Raw genomic sequence first — 18,105 nt, 5'->3', positions numbered from 1 at the left:
GGCCTAATCTGGCACCATGAAGATCACGGCACGACAGGTGGCCGAGGCGGCGGGCGCCTCCCTCTCGGCGGTTTCGCGGGCCTTCGTGCCCGGATCGCCGCTGGCCGAAGATCGCCGCCAGCATATCCTGAACGTGGCGCGCGATCTCGGTTACGTCTCGCCTGCGGGGCGGTCCATCGGTCGGCTGGCGAAAGGGTCGATCAGCCTTGTCGCAGGGGATCTGAGCAATCCCTTCTATGTCAATGTGATGGAGCTTTTGTCCCACGCGCTGAACGCCCGGGGGCAGCGGCTGGTCCTTCATGCCATACCGCCCGGCGGATCGGTCGATCTGGTGATGCGCCACGTCCTGTCCTATGGCGCGGACGCCGCCATCGTCACCTCGGCCCGCATGTCGTCCGAGATTGCGCGCGCCTGCCGCCGTCAGGGGATGCCGGTCGTGCTGTTCAACAGGGTGCAGCCCGATGCGCAAATGGCGGCCGTGACCTGCGACAATTATCACGGATCGGCGCGAATCGCCGCCCGGTTCCTCGCCTCGGGACGCAGGCGGATCGCCCATGTGACGGGCTTGCGCGACACCTCCACCCACCTTGAGCGCAATCGCGGGTTTCTGGACCGGCTTTTGGACGCGGACCTGCACCCCGTGGCCAGCGCCTGCGGCGACTTCACCTATGCCGGCGCGCAGGATGCGGTGCGCGTCCTTCTGGATCAGGGCGTCCCGTTCGACGCCATGTTCTGCGAAAACGACATCATGGCCCTGGCGGCCGCCGATGCCCTGCGCGCGGCGGGCCGGCATGTGGGCGAAGATGTCGCCCTGATCGGGTTCGACGACATTCCCATGGCGGCGTGGGACTCCTATCGCCTGACGACATTTCATCAGCCGGTCCAGACCATGGTGGTCGAAACACTGGATCTTCTGGACAGGCTGGTGGCCAATCCCGGAACGGCGGGCGACATCCGGGTGCTGCCGGGCCATATCGTGGAGCGTGCCACCGGGTGAAAAATATTCACGATCCCGCCGCACGTTGACATCCCGCCCCCCTCCCCCACGCTTTTCGCGTCATCAAAGGGGGGCTGGGAATGCCGGACATCACGAACGTCGCCATCGTCGGTGCGGGACTTGTCGGCCAGGGGTGGGCCCTGGTCTTTGCGCGCGCGGGCAGGCAGGTGCGCATCCACGACGCGGGCGAGGCGGAGACCATTCGCAGCGCCCTGACCGCCACCGCCGACCTTCTGGCGCAGGCGGGCCTTGGCCCCCCCGCCGATGAGATCATGGCCCGCATCACGATCGCGCCCTCGCTCCACGACGCCGTCCGATCCGCCGATTACGTGCAGGAATCGGTGTTCGAGCGGATCGACGTCAAGCGCGACATCTCGCGTGCCATCGCGGACGCCCTGCCCGACCACGCCTTCGTCGGAAGCTCCACCTCCGGGTTTCCCGCGTCGCAATTCACCGCGGAGTGTCCCCGGCGCGACCGTTTTCTGGTCGTGCACCCCGTCAATCCCCCGCATCTGGTGCCTTTGGTGGAAATCGTGCCCGCCCCGTGGACGGATCCGGCGGTGGCGCGGGCCAGCCGCGATCTGATGACCGCCGTCGGACAATCGCCGGTCTCGCTCAGCCGCGAGATTCCGGGCTTCGTGCTCAACCGTCTTCAAGGCGCCCTGCTGGACGAGGCCTTCGCCCTTCTGGGCGACGGATATGCCAGCGCCGACGATATCGACCGCGCCGTGCGCGACGGTCTGGGCCTTCGCTGGGCCTTCATGGGCCCGTTCGAGACGATCGACCTGAACGCGCCCCAGGGACTGGCCGACTATGCCCGGCGCCTGGGGCCTATGTATGCGGGCTTCGCGGACCAACGCCACGCTGAGCGTGGGTGGAGCGCCGAGGCGGTCAAGGCGGCGGACCGGCAACGGCGCGAGGCCCTGCCCCTTGCCGATCTGGCGCAACGGCGCGCATGGCGGGACGCGATGCTGACGCGCATCGTCGCCGGAAAGGCGGGGCGCGAATAAAAGGTTGACGTGGGGCCCTCCCTCGCAATTTATAGTGCACACGTTTGCGCATTCGAGGGGGAAGAGGAGCCCGTTCGAGGCGCATGGCAGGGAGGAAGAACATGTTCACACGGGCATTGCAATTTGCGACCGCGCTCTTGGTGGTCGCCCCGACAAGCCTTGCGGCCGAGGTCTTGCGGATCGGCACCAGCGTCCCGCACAATCATTACCTGACCAGCGCCATCCGCGAATTCGCGGACGAGGTGACCGCCCGGACCGAGGGCGAGCTGACCTTCGAAATCTACGATTCCGGCTCGCTGGTCAGCGATCAGCAACTGGACGAGGCGGTGGTCAACGGAACGCTCGACATCGGCATCGTGTCCGCCTCGATCCTGGCGGGGACGATTCCGGCGCTCAACGTCTTCGCCGTCCCCTTCTATTTCGACACGCAAGAGAAACTGAACAACGCCGTCGTGCCGGGGACCCAGATACGCACGATGCTGGACGATCAGATCGACGATATCGGCGCGCGGGCGCTGTTCTGGCTGCCCTTCGGCTATATCACGATGGTCACGCGCAACCACGAGGTTCACACGCCCGCCGACATGGAAGGCCTGAAGATCCGCACCTTCGGATCCACCGTCAGCGATTTCGTCACCAGCGTTGGGGCCGCCCCGGTCGTGACCAGCGGCGGCGAACAGTTCCTCGCCCTGCAGCGCGGCATCGTCGATGGCGGCCTGACGGGATGGAGCTCCATCGTCGATCGCCGGCTTTACGAAGTGTCGGATTACGTCATCGCCACCGACCACATGTATGAAACGCATTTCGCGCTGCTGAACGATCGCACCTGGAACGGGTTGACCGCCGATCAGCAGGCCATCTTCCAGAAGGTCGCCACCGATCTGGAGGCCCGGCTGATGCAACGGATCGCCGCGACCAACGAAAAGGCGCGGCAGACCCTGATGGAGAAGATGACGGTCATCGACCTGACCCATGAGGAAATTCAGGCGTGGAAGGACGCGACGACCCCCGTCCGGGACATCTATCTGCGCCGCACGGGCGCCACCGGCGCCGAGGTTCTGCGCGCCGCCGAAAAAATCCAATAAGTCCTGAGGGGGGGAGGGAAACCCAATGTCCGGTGCAAGACCGAACACGACCGAATGGATCGAAGGCGCGATCAGGGTGATCAGCGAAATCAGCGCCTGGGTCTATTTTCTGATCGGCGCCATCGTCACCTACGAGGTCGTCGCACGATACGTCTTCCGCAGCCCGACCGAATGGGTGGAGGAGATGTCGCGGCTGGGAATGGTCTGGGCCACGTTTCTTCTGCTGGCGATCTGCCTGCAGCAACGACAGCTCATCACCATCACGCTTTTGTCCAACGCGCTTGGCCCGCGGGGCCGCCTGCGGCTGGAGGCGGCGGTGTTCGCCGTCATCGCCGTCATCGCGGGGGTGGTCGCGGTGTTCTCGGCCGGGGCCGTCCTGACCATGATGTCCATGGGACGGGCGACGGCCAGCACGCTCGCCCTGCCTTACTGGCTGTTCTACCTGCCGATCTTCGTGGGCTTTCTGCTGCTGTGCGTGCAGGCGACACTCGATTTCGTGCTGATCTGCCGGACCGGGCAGCGGCGGAACACCCATTTCGGCCACGAGGAGATCTGAGATGGAAGCCGTCCTCATCATCCTTTCGCTGTTCACGCTGCTGTTCGCCGGGCTTCCGGTCGGCATCACCCTGATCGTCATGGGAACCGTGCTGCTTTTGTTGAAGGGCATCCCGCTGGCCGCCGTGCCGATGGAATTTCTCGGCTCGGTCAACAACTTCATTCTTCTGGCCGTGCCGGTCTTCCTTCTGACCTCGAACATCCTTCTGAAGGCCGGGGTGGCCAAGGACCTGTTCGATGCCGTCCAGCGTTGGGTCGGCAACATCCGCGGCGGGTTGGCCATCGCCACGGTCATCTCCTGCGGGTTGTTCGCCGCCGTATCGGGCTCGTCCGTGGCGGTGGCGGCGATGATCGGCACCGTCGCCGTGCCGGAGATGACGAAACGTGGTTACGACAAGCGGTTCGTCATGGGCACCTTGGCCGCGGGGGCCACGCTGGGCATCCTGATCCCGCCGTCGATTCCGCTGATCATCTATGCCGCCGTGGCCGAACAATCGACCGCCGCAATGTTTCTGGCGGGCATCGGGCCGGGCCTTGTGCTGGTGGCGGCCTTTCTCGCCTATTGCGTCGTGAAATCCTATCTGGGTGGCGCGCCGAAATCGGAAATTCGGCCCGAGACTGCCGAACCGCGCCGGATCGTGACGCTGCGGGCGCTGCCGACGGTCGTGATCGCGGCCACCATGATCGGCGGCATCTATGCGGGCGTCTTCACGCCCACGGAATCCGCCGCCGTCGGGTTGGCCATGACGCTGATCTATGTCTTCGTCTCGCGCCGGCTGAACACCCCGGACCTGCGCAAGGCGGTAAGGGGCGCGGGCCTGACCACGGCGAACCTGCTTTTGATCATCGCGGGCGCGAATGTCTTCGGCAAGGCAATCATGCTGTACCGCATCCCCTATGACGTGTCGCAATGGATCGCGGCCAACATCGAAAGCGCGGGGGTTTTCATTATCGTGGTGACGCTGGTCCTGCTGATCCTGGGCCTGTTCCTGGAAGGGATCGCCATGATCCTGATCGTGCTGCCCGTCCTGATGCCGTCCTTGGAGGTGCACGGCATCGATCCGGTCTGGTTCGGGATCTACTTCGTCATCATGATCGAAATCGCGCTCATCACGCCGCCGGTCGGGATGAATCTGTTCGTGATCCAGTCGGTGGCCCGCGCCAAGTTGAAAGAGGTGATGCTGGGCACGCTGCCCTTCGCGATCATCCTCCTGGCGACGGTGGCCGTGCTGTATCTCGTGCCGCAGATCGTGCTTTATATCCCGCAGACGATGAACTAACCGCCGTGGCCGCTCGATCCCCGCAGGATCAGGCGGCCACGAAGCGCGATCAGCTCGTCGGGCAGCCGATGGTTGCCCGACCGCGCCGCCAACATCTCGAACGCGCGGCGCACCATCACGTCCAGCGGCTGTTCGACCGTCGTCAGGTCATAGATCGCGCGGCCTGCCTCGGCCAGACCGTCGAAGCCTGCGACGGCGATCTCCTCGGGCACGGCCACTTGGGCCAGCCGCAGCGCATCCAGAAGACCCATCGCCATGATGTCGCTGACCGCAAAGACGGCGCTCGGCCGATCGCCGGGCGGCATCTGCGCCAACGCCTGCCCCGCCGCGAACCCGCCCTCATAGGTCGATTGCCCGTCGAAACGATGCGTCACCCCCCGGCCCGCGCGGGCCAGTTCCGCCGTGAACCCCTCCTCGCGCTCCTGCGCGGTGGAGGAGGTGGAGGAGGTGTGGACGATCCCGAACCGCGCATGGCCCCGGTCCAACAGCAGATGCGCGACATCCGCGCCCCCGCCCCGGTTGTCGCAGGTGACGAAACAGCCGTGGCTGAGGGCGACGCGGTTGACCATCACCAAGGGCACGTTGTTGCGCGCGCAAATCTCCGCCGCCCGGGACGACAGGTTGGCCGAGGCGATGATGCAGCCGTCCACCTGATACTGCAAAAGGGCGTCGGCGGTCGAATCCTCGATCGGACCCGCACCGGCATGGATGATCAGAAGGCGCACCCCGCGCGCCCGGGCCTGCGTCGTGGCCTCGTGCAACAAGGCTACATAGAAGGGATTGCTGGCCGGTCCGATGACCAACCCGTAAAGGCCGCTGCGTCCCGACGACAGGGTGCGCGCCTGCGCGTTCGGCGTATACCCGTGTTCCCGCGCAAGGGTCAGGATCTTGCGACGGGTCGCTTCGGAAATCCGTGTATCGCCCCTTAACGCGCGCGTCACGGTCGATGGCGCCACCCCGGCCAGTTCCGACAGCGTGACGACCGTGGTTCGACGCGGTGTTGATTCGGCGGTGTCCATCCTGGCGATGTATCAAACCCGCCTCGCGCTGTCTGCGCGGAAAGTGGACCACGCCCGCGCATCTTGTGTTGACACGCGGCGGTCGATCCCTAATCTCATTTTATGCGCAAACGTGTGCGCACTTGTCCGGCAACTTGTCGGATACGGGAGGAGGAGAAAGACATGGCTGATCATCAACGGCACATCAAAATGGTCGGGTTCCTGCAGGCCCAGAACTGCTCGATCGCGCCGGGATCCTGGCGCCACCCCGCAGGGGCGACGGACTTCCTGACGCCCGAATATTTCCAGCGGATCGGCCGCGTGCTGGAGGATGGCAAGTTCCATCTCGCCTTTTTCGACGACCGCCTGGCCATGCCCGACATCTTCGACAACGACCACCGCGAGGCGGTGGAGAACGGCGTTCGCGTGGTCAAGATGGACCCCGTGTCGATCATCACCGCCATCGGCATGGCCACGAAGAAGATCGGCCTCGGGATCACCTACTCCACCACCTATTACGAGCCGTTCCACGTCGCGCGCCTGTTCGCCACGCTCGATCTGATGACGCGGGGCCGCGCGGCGTGGAACGTCGTCACCTCGCTCAACAACTCCGAAGCGGCCAATTTCGGCCGGACCGAACACCTGGCCCACGATCTGCGCTATGACCGCGCGGACGAGTTTCTGCAGGTCGTTCAGGGTCTTTGGAACAGCTGGGACGACGACGCCCTGATCGTGGACAAGCAAAGCGGCACCTTCGCCGACCCCGCCAAGGTTCATCGGCTGGATCATCAGGGCAGGTTCTTCAGCTCGCGCGGGCCCCTGCCCGTCCCCCGCTCGCCCCAGGGTCAGCCGGTCATCATCCAGGCGGGCCAAAGCGGCAAGGGCCGCCAGTTCGCCGGGAAATGGGGCGATCTGATCTTCGTCGTCTATCCCAACCTCGACGTGGGCCGGAAGCAATACGCCGCCGTCAAGGAAGAAGTGGCCAATGCGGGCCGCAACCCCGACGACGTGGCGATCTGCCCCGCCTGCTATGTCTGCGTGGGCGAAACCCAGGCGATCGCGGAGGAAAAGCGCGAATACATCCGCGCGCTGGCCAAACCCGTGGACGCCGTGGTCCTTTTGTCCGAGGCGTTGAACTTCGATTTCGCCAGCAAACCGATGGACAGCGAATTCACCGACGAGGAGCTGGCCAAACTGTCCTGGTCCGGCTTCAAGGAACGGGTGCAGGCCCTCAGCGGCAAGCAGAACCCGACCGTCCGCGATTTCGTCCATTTCTCGGGCCGCGGCACGATCGGAGAGTTCCCGATCTTCTGCGGCACCCCAAGCCAGGTCGCGGATCAGATGGAGGAATGGTTCACCGGCGGCGCCTGCGACGGCTTCGTTCTGGCCGCGACCCACACCCCCGGCGCGTTCGAGGATTTCACCCGCTTTGTCGTCCCCGAACTGCAACGTCGGGGCCTTTATCAAAAGGATTATGCCGGCGACACCCTGCGCGAAAACCTTGGGATCGGCGTGCCGCCCCGCCCCGCACGGGCCATGGCGGCGGAGTAAGATCATGCAAGAATACCGTATGCTTTCGACCAGCGGCATCCTCGGCTACGGCTATGCCGAGGACTCCCTGAAAATCGGCATGTCGTGGGAGCCGCATGTCATCGGCTGCGATGGCGGCAGCACCGATCCCGGCCCGTATTATCTTGGCGCGGGCAAATCCTTCACCTCCCGCCTGTCGGTGAAACGCGATCTGCGGCTGATGCTTCTGGCGGCGATGGCCGCCAGGATCCCCTGCATCATCGGCACCTCCGGCGGCGCGGGCGGAGAGCCGCATCTGCGGGACACCGCCGCCCTGGTGCGCGAAATCGCGCGGGAGGAGAGGCTGTCCTTCAAGATGGCGCTGATCCATGCCGAACAGCCCAAACGCGATCTGCTGTCCTGGATCGAAAAGGGGCTGACCAAACCGCTGTCGCGCATGAAACCGCTGGAGGCCGCCATGGTCCACAACGCCGAACGCATCGTCGGCATGATGGGGCCGGAGCCGTTCATGAAGGCGCTGGACGAGGGCGCGCAGGTCATCCTGGCCGGGCGCAGCAGCGACCCCGCGCAATGGGCCGCCCCCGCCATCCGCGCGGGCATGGCCCCGGCGCCGTCGTGGTATGCGGGCAAGATGCTGGAATGCGGCGCGGAACCCACCGTGCCCAAGGAACCGGACTGCATCTTCTTGCGGGTGCGGGACGATCACGTCATCTGCGAACCGCCCAACCCCATCCGCCGCTCCACCCCGCTGGCGGTGGCGAACTTCGCGTTGCACGAAAATTCCAGCCCGATCCACCATGTCGAACCGGGCGGGCTCCTGGATACCAGCGCCTGCAATTTCATCCCCGTCAGCGACCGCGCGGTCAAGATCGACGGCATGACCTGGACCCCCGCCGATCAATACACGATCAAGCTTGAGGGCGTGGAAAAGGCCGGCTACCGCGCCATCGCCATCTGCGGCACGCGCGATCCGGTCCTGATCGGGCAGATCGACAGCTATCTTGAGACGCATCGCACGAAGGTCGCGGCCAAGGCGCAGTCCTTCGGCGTTCCGCCCGAAGATTACAGCCTGAACGTCCACTGCTATGGCCGCGACGGCGTCATGGGCGGGTGGGAGCCCGAACGCGCGATCACCAGCCACGAACTGGGCTTCGTGATCGAGGTTCTGGGCAAGACGCAGGACATCGCGAACGCCGTTCTGGCCATGGCCCGCACCTCGATGCTGCATGCCGATTTCCCGGGGCGTCTGTGCAAGGAAGGCAACATGGCCTTCCCGTTCAGCCCCTCCGACATCGAAATGGGCGCGATGTATCGCTTCAGCGTTTTTCATACCGTCGCGGTGGACGATCCCTGCGCGATGTTCCCCATCGAATACGAAAAGGTGTGACATGGCCCTTATCCGCGACATCGCACAGATCTGCAAAAGCAAGAATGCCGGCCCGTTCAACATCACGATCGACGTCCTGTTCGAGGATCACGCGCTCTATCACCGCGTGAAGGCGACGGGGGTGCTCAGCGCGCCGCTGTTCGCCCGGCTTTACGGCGTGTCGGTGATGGATGTGCTGTTCACCCCCTATGACACCGCCGCCGCGTTCAAGGCGACGTTTCCGCGCCGCATCCCGGCGGGGGATTTCGGCGACACGGACGTCTATGGGGCGCAGCAGCACGCGCCGCTTCTTGACATCGACATCCCGCTGGACTGAACGGAGGGCGACATGGATGACACGCGACGCCTGCGCAACGCCTTCGGCGCCTTCGCCACCGGCGTGACCGTGGTGACCACGAAGGGGCCGGACGGCACCGATCTTGGCCGCACCGCCAACAGCTTCAGCTCCGTCTCGCTCTCTCCGCCGATGGTGCTGTGGAGCCTTGCCAGATCCTCGTCCAGCCTGGCGGCGTTTCGGGATGCGGACCATTTCGCGGTTCATGTCCTGACGGCGGATCAGGCGGATCTGTCCGCCCGTTTCGCCGGCAAGGATCCCGACAAGTTCGCGGGCCTGGCGGTGGATCGGGGCGTGGCGGATGTCCCCCTCCTGCGCGACTGCACCGCCCGGTTCGAATGCCGGACGGTGCACCGCTATGACGGGGGCGATCACATCATCTTCGTGGCCGAGGTGTGCGACCACCACCACGCCCCCGCCCCGCCGCTGATCTTTCACGGCGGGGCCTATGGCGGGCTTGCGCCCATCGGCGACGCGGGCGGGTGAACGGCGCCCTGTCCGGTCTGGGGCGGGTTCACCCTGCCTTTTGCATCGGAACATACTTCTTTCCCCTGAACCGGGGTTTCGGCAGACCAAGGGGGCATCGCCCGCCCCCGCGCCGGACCCCAGATCAGGATGACAGACATGACCGCCGAAAAAATCGACACGCTGGTGATTGGGGCCGGTCAGGCCGGAATCGCCATGAGCGAGCATCTGACCCAGATGGGCGTCCCGCATCTGGTGCTGGAGCGCAACCGCATCGCCGAACGCTGGCGGTCGGAACGCTGGGATTCGCTGGTGGCCAACGGCCCCGCATGGCACGACCGCTTTCCCGGCCTTGAATTCGACGACATCGCGCCGGAGGTGTTTCCCCCGAAGGAGCGCATGGCGAAATATTTCGAGGATTACGCCGCCCTGATCGACGCCCCCGTCCGCACGAATGTGGAGGTCACCTGCGTCAAACGCTGCGAAGGGCGGCCCGGCTTCATCGTCATCACATCGCAAGGAGAGATCGAGGCCCTGCGCGTGGTCGCCGCCACCGGCCCGTTCCAGAAGCCGTCCTTTCCCGCCATCGTGCCCGACACGGCAGGCATCACGCAGCTTCACTCCTCGGCCTACAAGAACCCCGGCCAGTTGCCCCAAGGGGCGGTTCTGGTCGTGGGCGGCGGCGCCTCCGGGTCGCAGATCGCCGAGGAATTGCAGCGCGCGGGCCGCAAGGTCTTCTTGTCGATCGGCGAACATTACCGCCCCCCCCGCGCCTATCGTCAGCGCGATTACGTCTGGTGGCTGGGCGTTCTGGGGAAATGGGACGAAATCAAGGTCCAGGCCAAGAAGAAGCATGTGGCCTTCGCCGTCAGCGGCTATGACGGCGGCAAGACGATCGATTTCCGCCGCTTCGGCCATGCGGGAATCACCGTTCTGGGCATGACGCAGGCCTATGAGGACGGCGTGCTGCACATCGCGGGCGATCTGGCGGCCAACATCGCCGAAGGCGACCGCGCCTATCTCGATGTCCTGCGCGAGGCGGACGCCTATGTCACCCGCAACGGGATCGACCTGCCGCCCGAACCGGGGGCGTGGAACATGCTGCCCGATCCCGCCTGCATCGCCGATCCCGTCCGCACGCTGGACCTGCGGGCCGAAAACGTGACCTCGATCATCTGGGCCACGGGCTTCAAGTTCGATTTCAGCTGGTTGCAGGTCGCGGCCTTCGACGAACAGGGCCAGCCCTTCCACAAGCGCGGCATTTCCGCCGAACAGGGGATCTATTTCCTCGGCCTGCCGGAGCTGACCAACCGCGCATCCTCCTTCATCTATGGTTGCTGGTATGACGCGAAATACATCGCGACCCATATCGGGGTGCAGCGCAACTACGTCTCCTATCAGAAGACCTGAGGGGCCCCGATGAAACACGTCCTGTTCCTGAACGGCCCCAATGCGAACCTTTACGGGCTGGACCCCAAGGGCAGCTATGGCCCCGACAGCTTTGCCCAGATCGAGGCGGCCTGCCACACGCGCGCCGCGGATCTGGGGATCGCGCTTCAGTTTCGGCAGTCGAACCACGAAGGCGTCCTGATCGACTGGATCCAGGAGGCGCGCCAGACCAGCGACGGCCTGATGATCAACGCGGCGGGGCTGACCTACACCTCCATCGCGATCCTCGACGCGCTTCTGGCCTTCGACGGCCCGATCCTGGAATGCCACATGAGCAACATCTGGAAACGCGAGCCGTTCCGGCATCATTCCTTCATCTCCAAGGCGGCGACGGGGGTCATCGCGGGTCTGGGCCTGCGCGGCTATCTTCTGGGGCTGGAGGCGATGGCCGACCTGATCGGGGCGCGGGACGCATGACCGACACGCTTGTCTTCTCCAGCGCGTTCGACCCGTTCGACCGGTGGCACGCGGCACTTGCGCCCCTTCTGGGCGACGGGGTGCGGATGGAACGCGCCGAGGCGGTGACCGATCCCGCCCGCGTGCGCTTCGCCCTTGTCTGGATGCCGCCCGAGGGGTTCTTCGCCCGTTTTCCCAATCTGGAGCTGGTGATCAATCTGGGCGCAGGGGTGGACCGGCTGGTCGCGCGCACCGATCTGCCCGATGTGCCGATCACCCGCCTGTCGGACCCGGAGATGGGGCGGATGATGGCGGGCTATGTCCTGTTCGCCGTCCTGCGCCACGCCCGCGACATTCCGCATTTCGAGGCGGCGCAGGCGCGGCGCGAATGGGCCTACAAGCACCCCCGCGCGGCGTCCGACATCACGGTGGCGGTGCTGGGTCTGGGGGATCTGGGCGCACGCGCCGCGACCGAGGTGGCGCGGCAGGGCTATGACACCCACGGCTGGGCCACGCGGCCCCGCGATCTGCCCGGCGTCACCGTCCATTGCGGCGATGACGCGCTGCCGGGGCTTCTGGCCCGCGCCGACATCGTCGTCTGCATGTTGCCGCTGACGCCCGCCACCCGCAATCGTCTGGATCGGGCGGCCTTTGCCGCAATGAAACCGGGCGCGGCCTTCATCAACGTCTCGCGCGGGGAGGTGGTGGATCAGGACGCGCTGGTGGCGGCGCTGCGGCAGGGGGCGCTTGCCGGCGCGACGCTGGACGTGTTCGAGCGCGAGCCCCTGGATCCCGACCACCCGCTCTGGTCGCTGCCGGGGGTGCTGATCACGCCGCACCTCGCGTCGGTGGCGCTGCCCGAAAGCGCCGCCCCGCAGATCGCCGCGAACATCCGCGCCGTCCGTGAAGGCACCCCGCTGGCGCATACGGTTTCCAGAACGCGCGGATACTAGGCAGACCGCCCGGATGATGGGCGTCCGCACCACAAGGCCGCGGACGCGCCATCGGAAAATATCCAGCTTTTCGGAGACTTGCCTCAAACTGCGCCCCGAACCTTCGCAATGGAAAGGCATTTTCAGATACGCCCCGCCCCGGCCACCCCCCTAGGGTCGGATCGACATCCGCCCCATCGGCCCAACAGAGGATCCCCGCCATGAAACGCCTTCTTTTGACCGCGGCCACCATCGGCCTCATCGCCCCCGCCGCCCATGCCGAAACGCTGGTCGTCAGCAGCTGGGGCGGCAGCTTCCGCGACCTGATCGCCGACACCATCGCCAAGAAGTTCACCGAAGACACCGGCGTCGAGGTCGAGTTCATCACCGGCGGCACCATCGACCGTCTGAACCAGGCCAACCTCAGCCGCGACACGCCCGAAAGCGACGTCACCTTCACCACCTCGCATGTCGGCTGGCTCTATCGCAATCAGGGCCTGTTCGAGGATCTGGACATGTCCAAGATCCCCAACGCCGCCAATCTGGTGGAACAGGCAAAGATCAGCCCGTCGCATATCGGGGCCTGGGCCTATGTCTATACCATCGGCTATCTGCCCGACATGCTGCCCGAAGGGGTGAGCTTTGACAGCTGGAACGACCTGTGGTCGCCCGAGCTGGAGGGCATGGTCGCCCTGCCCGATTTCGACCCGTCCCACATCATCGCCGTCGCGGCCAAGCTGGAAGGGGTGGAGATCGAGGACTGGCAGCAGGCCGAGGACAAGCTTCTGGCGCTGAAACCGAACCTGCGCGCCTTCTATACCAACGACGCCAACTCGCAGCAGCTTTTGTCCACGGGCGAAACGCCGGTGCAGGTCCTGTTGTCGATGAACGCCTATCACATGCAGTCCCAGGGGCTGGACGTGGAACTGGCGATCCCGTCCGAAGGCGCGGTTCTGGGCGTGGATACGATGGGCATCACCGCCGGATCGGACAAGCAGGATCTGGCCTATCAGTTCATCAACGCCGCCCTCGACCCCGAGGTGCAGGCCCAGATCGCCGAGATCAAGAAGGGCAGCCCCGTCGTGTCGAATGTCGAACTGTCCGAGGAACTGGCCGCCCTTCCCGGCATCTTCACGACCCCCGAACAATGGGCGACCCAGACGCTGGTCATCCCCAACGAATTCCGGGCCGAAAAGATCGGCGAATGGCGCCAGTGGTTCTCGGAAAACATGATCGCCGCGAACTGATCCCACCCTTGCGGCCCGGTTCCCCCCGGGCCGCCCCAGCCGGAGCCTTGTATCCCGCATGACGACGCGCCCCTTTCTCGGTTGGTTCGCCCTGCCCTCGGTCCTGATCGCGATCGGGATCGCGGCGTCCTTTCTGGCCATCGTGCAATACAGCTTTCGCGCGCATGTGCCGGGCGCGCTGGACCCCGGCGGCCTGACGTTCGACAATTTCACCACGTTGTGGAAGGCGGTCTATGGGCAGGCCTTCGTGAACACCGTCCTTCTGTGCGCCTGGACCGCGCTGTTCACGCTGCTGATCGGGTATCCGCTGGCCTATGCCATGGTGCGGGCGCGGTCGGCCAAACTGCGCAGCGCCATTCTTCTCATCTCCCTCACGCCGCTGTTTCTGGGGGAAATCGTGCGCACCTATTCGTGGATGATCGTTCTGGGCAATCGCGGCTTCGTCAACGCGATCCTGATGGATCTGGGGCTGATCGACCGGCCGATCGCGTTCATGTTCACCATGACGGGCGTGGTCATCGCCCTTGTGCATTTCACGCTGCCCATCGTGGTGGTGATGCTGGCGGCGGCGCTGGCCCATATCGATCGCAATCTGGAACGCGCGGCCAGTTCGCTGGGGGCGGGGCGCATCCGGCGCTTCGTCACGGTGACGTTGCCCCTGTCGGTTCCGGGGATCGTGGCGGCCACCTCCACCGCCTTCGCCTGGACGTTTTCGGCCTTCGCCACGCCGCAGATCATCGGCGGGGGGCAGGTGCAGACCATCTCCACCCTCGTCTATCAGGTGGGGTTCGCCTCGTTCAATTTCCCTCTGGCGGCGTCCTTGTCGCTGGTGGGCCTCCTGTTCACCATCGCCGTGCTGACCGTCTTCAACACGGGTATCCGCCGGTTGGAGCGTCTGGGAGGGCATGGCGCATGAAAAAGACCGCACTCGATCATCTGCTGGACTGGGGCGGGCGCATCGTTCTGGGGGCCATTCTGGCCTTCGTGCTGCTGCCTTTCGTCGTCGTGGCCATCGCGTCGTTCAACGACGGGGCGATCTTGTCCTTTCCGCCCAAGGCGTGGTCGCTGCGCTGGTATGCCAACGCCTTCGAATACCGCGATTTCGGCGCGGGCCTGCGCAATTCGCTGAAGATCGCCGGGATGGGCGCGGCGATCGCGCTGATCGCGGGGGCGGGCTTCGCCTATGTCATCGACCGCTATGACTTCGCGCTGAAACGCACGCTGAACGCGGTTCTGATGTCGCCGCTGATCATCCCGAACTTCACCATCGGGCTGGGGCTTCTGGTTTTGTCCGCGGCGGTGTCGATGCCCCGGTCGCTGGGGCTGGTGGTGGCGACGCATGTGATCATCGTCCTGCCCTTCGTCGTCCGCTCGGTCTATGTCTCGCTTCAGAATTTCGAGCGGCGGTATGAACAGGCGGCCGAAAGCCTGGGCGGCACGCCCGCCCATGTGCTGCGCACCGTCACCCTGCCGCTTCTGGTGCCGGGGCTGGTGTCGGGGGGGCTGTTCGCGGCCATCCTGTCGTTCAACGAATTCACCGCCTCGCTGTTCGTGGTGAACCAGAGCACGCAGACCCTGCCCGTCGCGATGTACAACTACGTCCGCGAATACGCCGATCCCACGCTGGCGGCCGTCTCGGTCATCTATGTCCTCGTGGTCGCCGCGATCCTGATGATCGTCCATAGGTTCTTCCGTCTTGAAAAGGTTCTCAATGTCGAATGAGATGCCCCACCCCGCCGTGCAGATCGACGGCGTCACCAAATCCTTCGGCGGCAGCGTGGCCCTGAACCCCATCTGGCTGAAGATCCAGCGGGGGGAGTTTCTGACCCTTCTGGGCCCGTCGGGCTGCGGCAAGACCACGCTTTTGAACCTGATCGCCGGGTTTCTTGAGGCGGACGCGGGCGAATTGTTCATCCACCGCGATCTGGTGACCCAGGTGCCGCCGCATCAACGCGAGATCGGGATCGTCTTTCAGAACTACGCCCTGTTTCCGCACATGACCGTGGCGCAGAACGTGGCCTATGGCCTGCGCACCCGCCGCGTGGCCAAGGCCGAGATCGCGACTCGCGTGCAGGAGGCGCTGGCCCTGGTCAAGCTGGAGGATTTCGCCGATCGGCGCCCCAAGCAGCTTTCGGGCGGGCAGCAGCAGCGCGTGGCCCTTGCCCGCGCCCTGGTCATCCGCCCGCGCGTCCTGCTGCTGGACGAGCCGTTCTCGGCGCTGGACCGCAACCTGCGCACCGCAATGCAGGTGGAACTGCGCGAGATCCAGATGAAGCTGGGCCTGACCACCGTCTTCGTGACCCATGACCAGAACGAAGCGCTGAGCATGTCGGACCGCATCGCGGTGATGTCGCGCGGCGAGATCCGCCAGATCGGCGCGCCCGCCGACATCTATGCCCGCCCGGAAAACCTGTTCGTGTCCACCTTCGTGGGCGATGCGAACCTGTTTTCGGCGCGCATCCTTGCCCGCACCGGCCCCGTGGCCGAGGTGGAGGTGGGCCCCGCCCGCCTGCGCATCGCCCCCTGCGCGGCGGACCTTCCGGCCTTCGGGCCCGCCACGCTGGTCGTGCGCCCCGAACATTGCCGCCTGACCGAGGCGGGAACCGCGAACGCCATCCCCGCCACGGTCGCGCTGTCGGTCTATCAGGGCAGCCATGCCGAACTGCATCTGGACTGCCCCGCGGCCGAAGGGGGGCGGATGATGCTGCGGGTTCCGGCGGCGGAGGCCATGGCCCCCGGCACCGCCGTGGGGATCGCGCTGTCCGAAACCGGACCGTCGGTCTTTCCCCCGGCCGCGGATGGAAGGGCCGTCGCATGACGACCATGCCCGCAATCATCGCCACCCATCCCGGCGGCCCCGAGGTGCTGACCCCCGTCACCCGCCCCATCCCCACCCCCGGGGCGGGCGAGGTGCTGATCCGGGTCGCCGCCGCCGGGGTCAATCGCCCCGACATCATGCAACGCTCGGGCGTTTTGCCCGCCCCCGCCCATCTGTCCGACATTCTGGGGCTTGAGGTGGCAGGCCACATCACCGCCGTCGGGCCGGACGTGGACGCGGCCCGCATCGGCACACCCGTCATGGCGCTGGTTCCTGCGGGCGGCTATGCCGGTTGGGCCGTGGCCCGCGCCGATCACTGCCTGCCCGTGCCCGAGGGGCTGGACATGATCCAGGCCGCGATCCTGCCCGAAGGCCTGTTCACCATCTGGCACAACCTGTTCGATCGGGGGGCGCTGGCCCCCGGCCAGACGGTTCTTATCCAAGGGGGCAGCAGCGGCATCGGCACGCTGGCGGCGCAACTGGCCCGCGCCTGGGGCGCCCGCGTGATCGTCACCGCCGGGGGCCCTGCGAAATGCGCCGAAGCCGAGGCGTTGGGCGCGCGCGCCATCGATTACCGCCAGGCCGATCTGGTGGCCGAGGTGCGGCGGCTGACCGACGGGCGCGGCGTCGATGTCGTGCTGGACATCCTTGGGGGCGACGCGATCAACCGGCATCTGGAATGTCTGGCCCCCGGCGGGCGGCATATCGGGCTGTCGTTCATGACGGGGATGATCGCGCCGGTCGATCTGGGTCTGGTGATGCGCAAGGGGCTCTGGCTCAGCTCCTCCACCCTGCGGCCGAAATCCGACGCGGAAAAGGCGGCCATCGCCTCTGCCGTGCGCACGCATCTTCTGCCGCTGATCGGTCCGGGGCGGGTGATGCCCGTCCTGTCGCGCGCCTTCCCGCTGAACCACGCCGCCCAAGCGCACAGTTTTCTGGAAAGCGGCACGAATTTCGGCAAGATCGCCCTGACATTGCAAGGAGAGACGGCATGAAACTCTATTACGGCCCCGCATCGCCCTTCGTGCGCAAGGTGATGGTCACGGCCCACGAACACGGCCTTCAGGACCGGATCGAACGGCAGTCCACTGCCGCCCACCCGGTGGAGCGCGACACCCGCATCCAGGCCGCCAACCCGCTGGCCAAGGTTCCCGCCGCCCTGACCGAAGACGGCACGGCCCTTTATGACAGCCGCGTCATCTGCGAATATCTGGACCATCTGGGCGGCGGCGGCCTGTTTCCGGCCCCCGGCCCCGCCCGCTGGACCGCGCTGCGCCGACAGGCGCTGGCCGATGGCCTGATGGATGCGCTGATCCTGATCCGCTATGAACATGTCGCGCGGCCCGAAAACCTGCGCTGGTCCGCCTGGACCGACAAGCAGCGCGAAAAGGCGTTCGACGCGCTGGACGCCATGAACACCGACATTCCCGACCCCGCCTGCCACGACATCGGCGCGATTTCCGCCGCCTGTGCCCTGGGCTGGATGGATTTCCGTTTCTCCGATCTGGACTGGCGGGCCGGACGCGGCGCGCTGGCCGACTGGCACGCGGCGTTCGACGCCCGCCCGTCCATGGTCGCGACCCGCCCCACCGCCTGACCTCCCTTCAACGAAAGACACGACC

19 protein-coding genes are annotated in these 18,105 nt (G+C 65.9%); 18 read left to right on the top strand and 1 reads right to left on the bottom strand.

The features are described from left to right. Window positions 1-16: 16 nt before the first annotated feature. The 5 genes from MU449_RS14090 (at window position 17) to MU449_RS14070 (ending at window position 4,927) form a co-directional block, all read left to right on the top strand. Window positions 17-997 (top strand): LacI family DNA-binding transcriptional regulator, encoded by a 981-nt coding sequence (locus MU449_RS14090; RefSeq protein ID WP_244739256.1) that lies wholly within the window; start codon window positions 17-19, stop codon window positions 995-997. An 80-nt stretch (window positions 998-1,077) separates the two neighbouring features. Next, entirely contained in the window at window positions 1,078-2,007 is a 930-nt protein-coding gene (locus MU449_RS14085) for a 3-hydroxyacyl-CoA dehydrogenase (RefSeq protein WP_244739254.1), read from the top strand. 101 nt (window positions 2,008-2,108) lie between these two features. Then, a complete protein-coding gene (locus tag MU449_RS14080; protein WP_244739252.1) occupies window positions 2,109-3,092 on the top strand; it encodes a TRAP transporter substrate-binding protein in 984 nt (327 codons plus the stop codon). A gap of 25 nt (window positions 3,093-3,117) precedes the next feature. Next, window positions 3,118-3,648: a TRAP transporter small permease gene (locus MU449_RS14075; RefSeq protein WP_244739251.1), complete on the top strand. Its 531-nt coding sequence runs from the start codon at window positions 3,118-3,120 to the stop codon at window positions 3,646-3,648. Between the two features lies 1 nt (window position 3,649). Continuing rightward, window positions 3,650-4,927, top strand: coding sequence for a TRAP transporter large permease (locus MU449_RS14070; protein WP_244739250.1), 1,278 nt, complete (start codon window positions 3,650-3,652; stop codon window positions 4,925-4,927). Here the strand turns inward: MU449_RS14070 and MU449_RS14065 are convergent. After that, on the bottom strand, window positions 4,924-5,946 hold the full coding sequence (locus MU449_RS14065) for a LacI family DNA-binding transcriptional regulator (RefSeq protein ID WP_244739249.1): 1,023 nt from the start codon (window positions 5,944-5,946) through the stop codon (window positions 4,924-4,926). The two genes, MU449_RS14070 and MU449_RS14065, sit on opposite strands and share 4 nt — an antisense overlap. A 162-nt stretch (window positions 5,947-6,108) precedes the next feature. On the opposite strand from MU449_RS14065, the gene MU449_RS14060 reads away from it, so the two are divergent. The 13 genes from MU449_RS14060 (at window position 6,109) to MU449_RS14000 (ending at window position 18,080) form a co-directional block, all read left to right on the top strand. Then, window positions 6,109-7,476, top strand: coding sequence for an LLM class flavin-dependent oxidoreductase (locus MU449_RS14060; RefSeq protein WP_244739248.1), 1,368 nt, complete (start codon window positions 6,109-6,111; stop codon window positions 7,474-7,476). Between the two features lie 4 nt (window positions 7,477-7,480). Further along, a complete protein-coding gene (locus tag MU449_RS14055; protein WP_244739247.1) occupies window positions 7,481-8,842 on the top strand; it encodes an acyclic terpene utilization AtuA family protein in 1,362 nt (453 codons plus the stop codon). Between the two features lies 1 nt (window position 8,843). Further along, window positions 8,844-9,158, top strand: a complete 315-nt coding sequence (locus tag MU449_RS14050; RefSeq protein ID WP_244739246.1) for a DUF4387 domain-containing protein — start codon at window positions 8,844-8,846, stop codon at window positions 9,156-9,158. Window positions 9,159-9,170: 12 nt separating this feature from the next. Beyond that, the gene (locus tag MU449_RS14045) at window positions 9,171-9,662 is read left to right on the top strand and encodes a flavin reductase family protein (RefSeq protein WP_244739245.1); all 492 of its coding nucleotides are present in this window, start codon (window positions 9,171-9,173) and stop codon (window positions 9,660-9,662) included. Window positions 9,663-9,800: 138 nt separating this feature from the next. After that, window positions 9,801-11,051, top strand: a complete 1,251-nt coding sequence (locus tag MU449_RS14040; protein WP_244739243.1) for a flavin-containing monooxygenase — start codon at window positions 9,801-9,803, stop codon at window positions 11,049-11,051. Window positions 11,052-11,060: 9 nt separating this feature from the next. Continuing rightward, window positions 11,061-11,507, top strand: coding sequence for a type II 3-dehydroquinate dehydratase (locus MU449_RS14035; protein WP_244739241.1), 447 nt, complete (start codon window positions 11,061-11,063; stop codon window positions 11,505-11,507). After that, the gene (locus tag MU449_RS14030) at window positions 11,504-12,439 is read left to right on the top strand and encodes a 2-hydroxyacid dehydrogenase (RefSeq protein ID WP_244739239.1); all 936 of its coding nucleotides are present in this window, start codon (window positions 11,504-11,506) and stop codon (window positions 12,437-12,439) included. Before MU449_RS14035 ends, MU449_RS14030 begins: the two co-directional genes overlap by 4 nt. A gap of 200 nt (window positions 12,440-12,639) precedes the next feature. Then, window positions 12,640-13,665: an ABC transporter substrate-binding protein gene (locus MU449_RS14025; protein ID WP_244739237.1), complete on the top strand. Its 1,026-nt coding sequence runs from the start codon at window positions 12,640-12,642 to the stop codon at window positions 13,663-13,665. Between the two features lie 58 nt (window positions 13,666-13,723). Continuing rightward, a complete protein-coding gene (locus MU449_RS14020; RefSeq protein WP_244739236.1) occupies window positions 13,724-14,581 on the top strand; it encodes an ABC transporter permease in 858 nt (285 codons plus the stop codon). Further along, window positions 14,578-15,387, top strand: coding sequence for an ABC transporter permease (locus MU449_RS14015; protein ID WP_244739235.1), 810 nt, complete (start codon window positions 14,578-14,580; stop codon window positions 15,385-15,387). The genes MU449_RS14020 and MU449_RS14015 overlap by 4 nt, the downstream gene beginning before the upstream one ends. Continuing rightward, entirely contained in the window at window positions 15,377-16,483 is a 1,107-nt protein-coding gene (locus MU449_RS14010; protein ID WP_244739234.1) for an ABC transporter ATP-binding protein, read from the top strand. The genes MU449_RS14015 and MU449_RS14010 overlap by 11 nt, the downstream gene beginning before the upstream one ends. After that, complete coding sequence (locus tag MU449_RS14005) at window positions 16,480-17,478, top strand: NAD(P)H-quinone oxidoreductase (RefSeq protein WP_244739233.1); 999 nt, start codon at window positions 16,480-16,482, stop codon at window positions 17,476-17,478. Before MU449_RS14010 ends, MU449_RS14005 begins: the two co-directional genes overlap by 4 nt. Beyond that, entirely contained in the window at window positions 17,475-18,080 is a 606-nt protein-coding gene (locus MU449_RS14000; protein WP_244739232.1) for a glutathione S-transferase, read from the top strand. The genes MU449_RS14005 and MU449_RS14000 overlap by 4 nt, the downstream gene beginning before the upstream one ends. Window positions 18,081-18,105: the final 25 nt, after the last annotated feature.

Origin of the sequence: Falsirhodobacter halotolerans, assembly GCF_022899245.1 — a bacterium.
GTDB lineage: Bacteria > Pseudomonadota > Alphaproteobacteria > Rhodobacterales > Rhodobacteraceae > Falsirhodobacter > Falsirhodobacter halotolerans.
The sequence above is the reverse complement of the archived record's forward strand: the minus strand, read 5'-3'. Positions and strand labels throughout refer to the sequence as shown.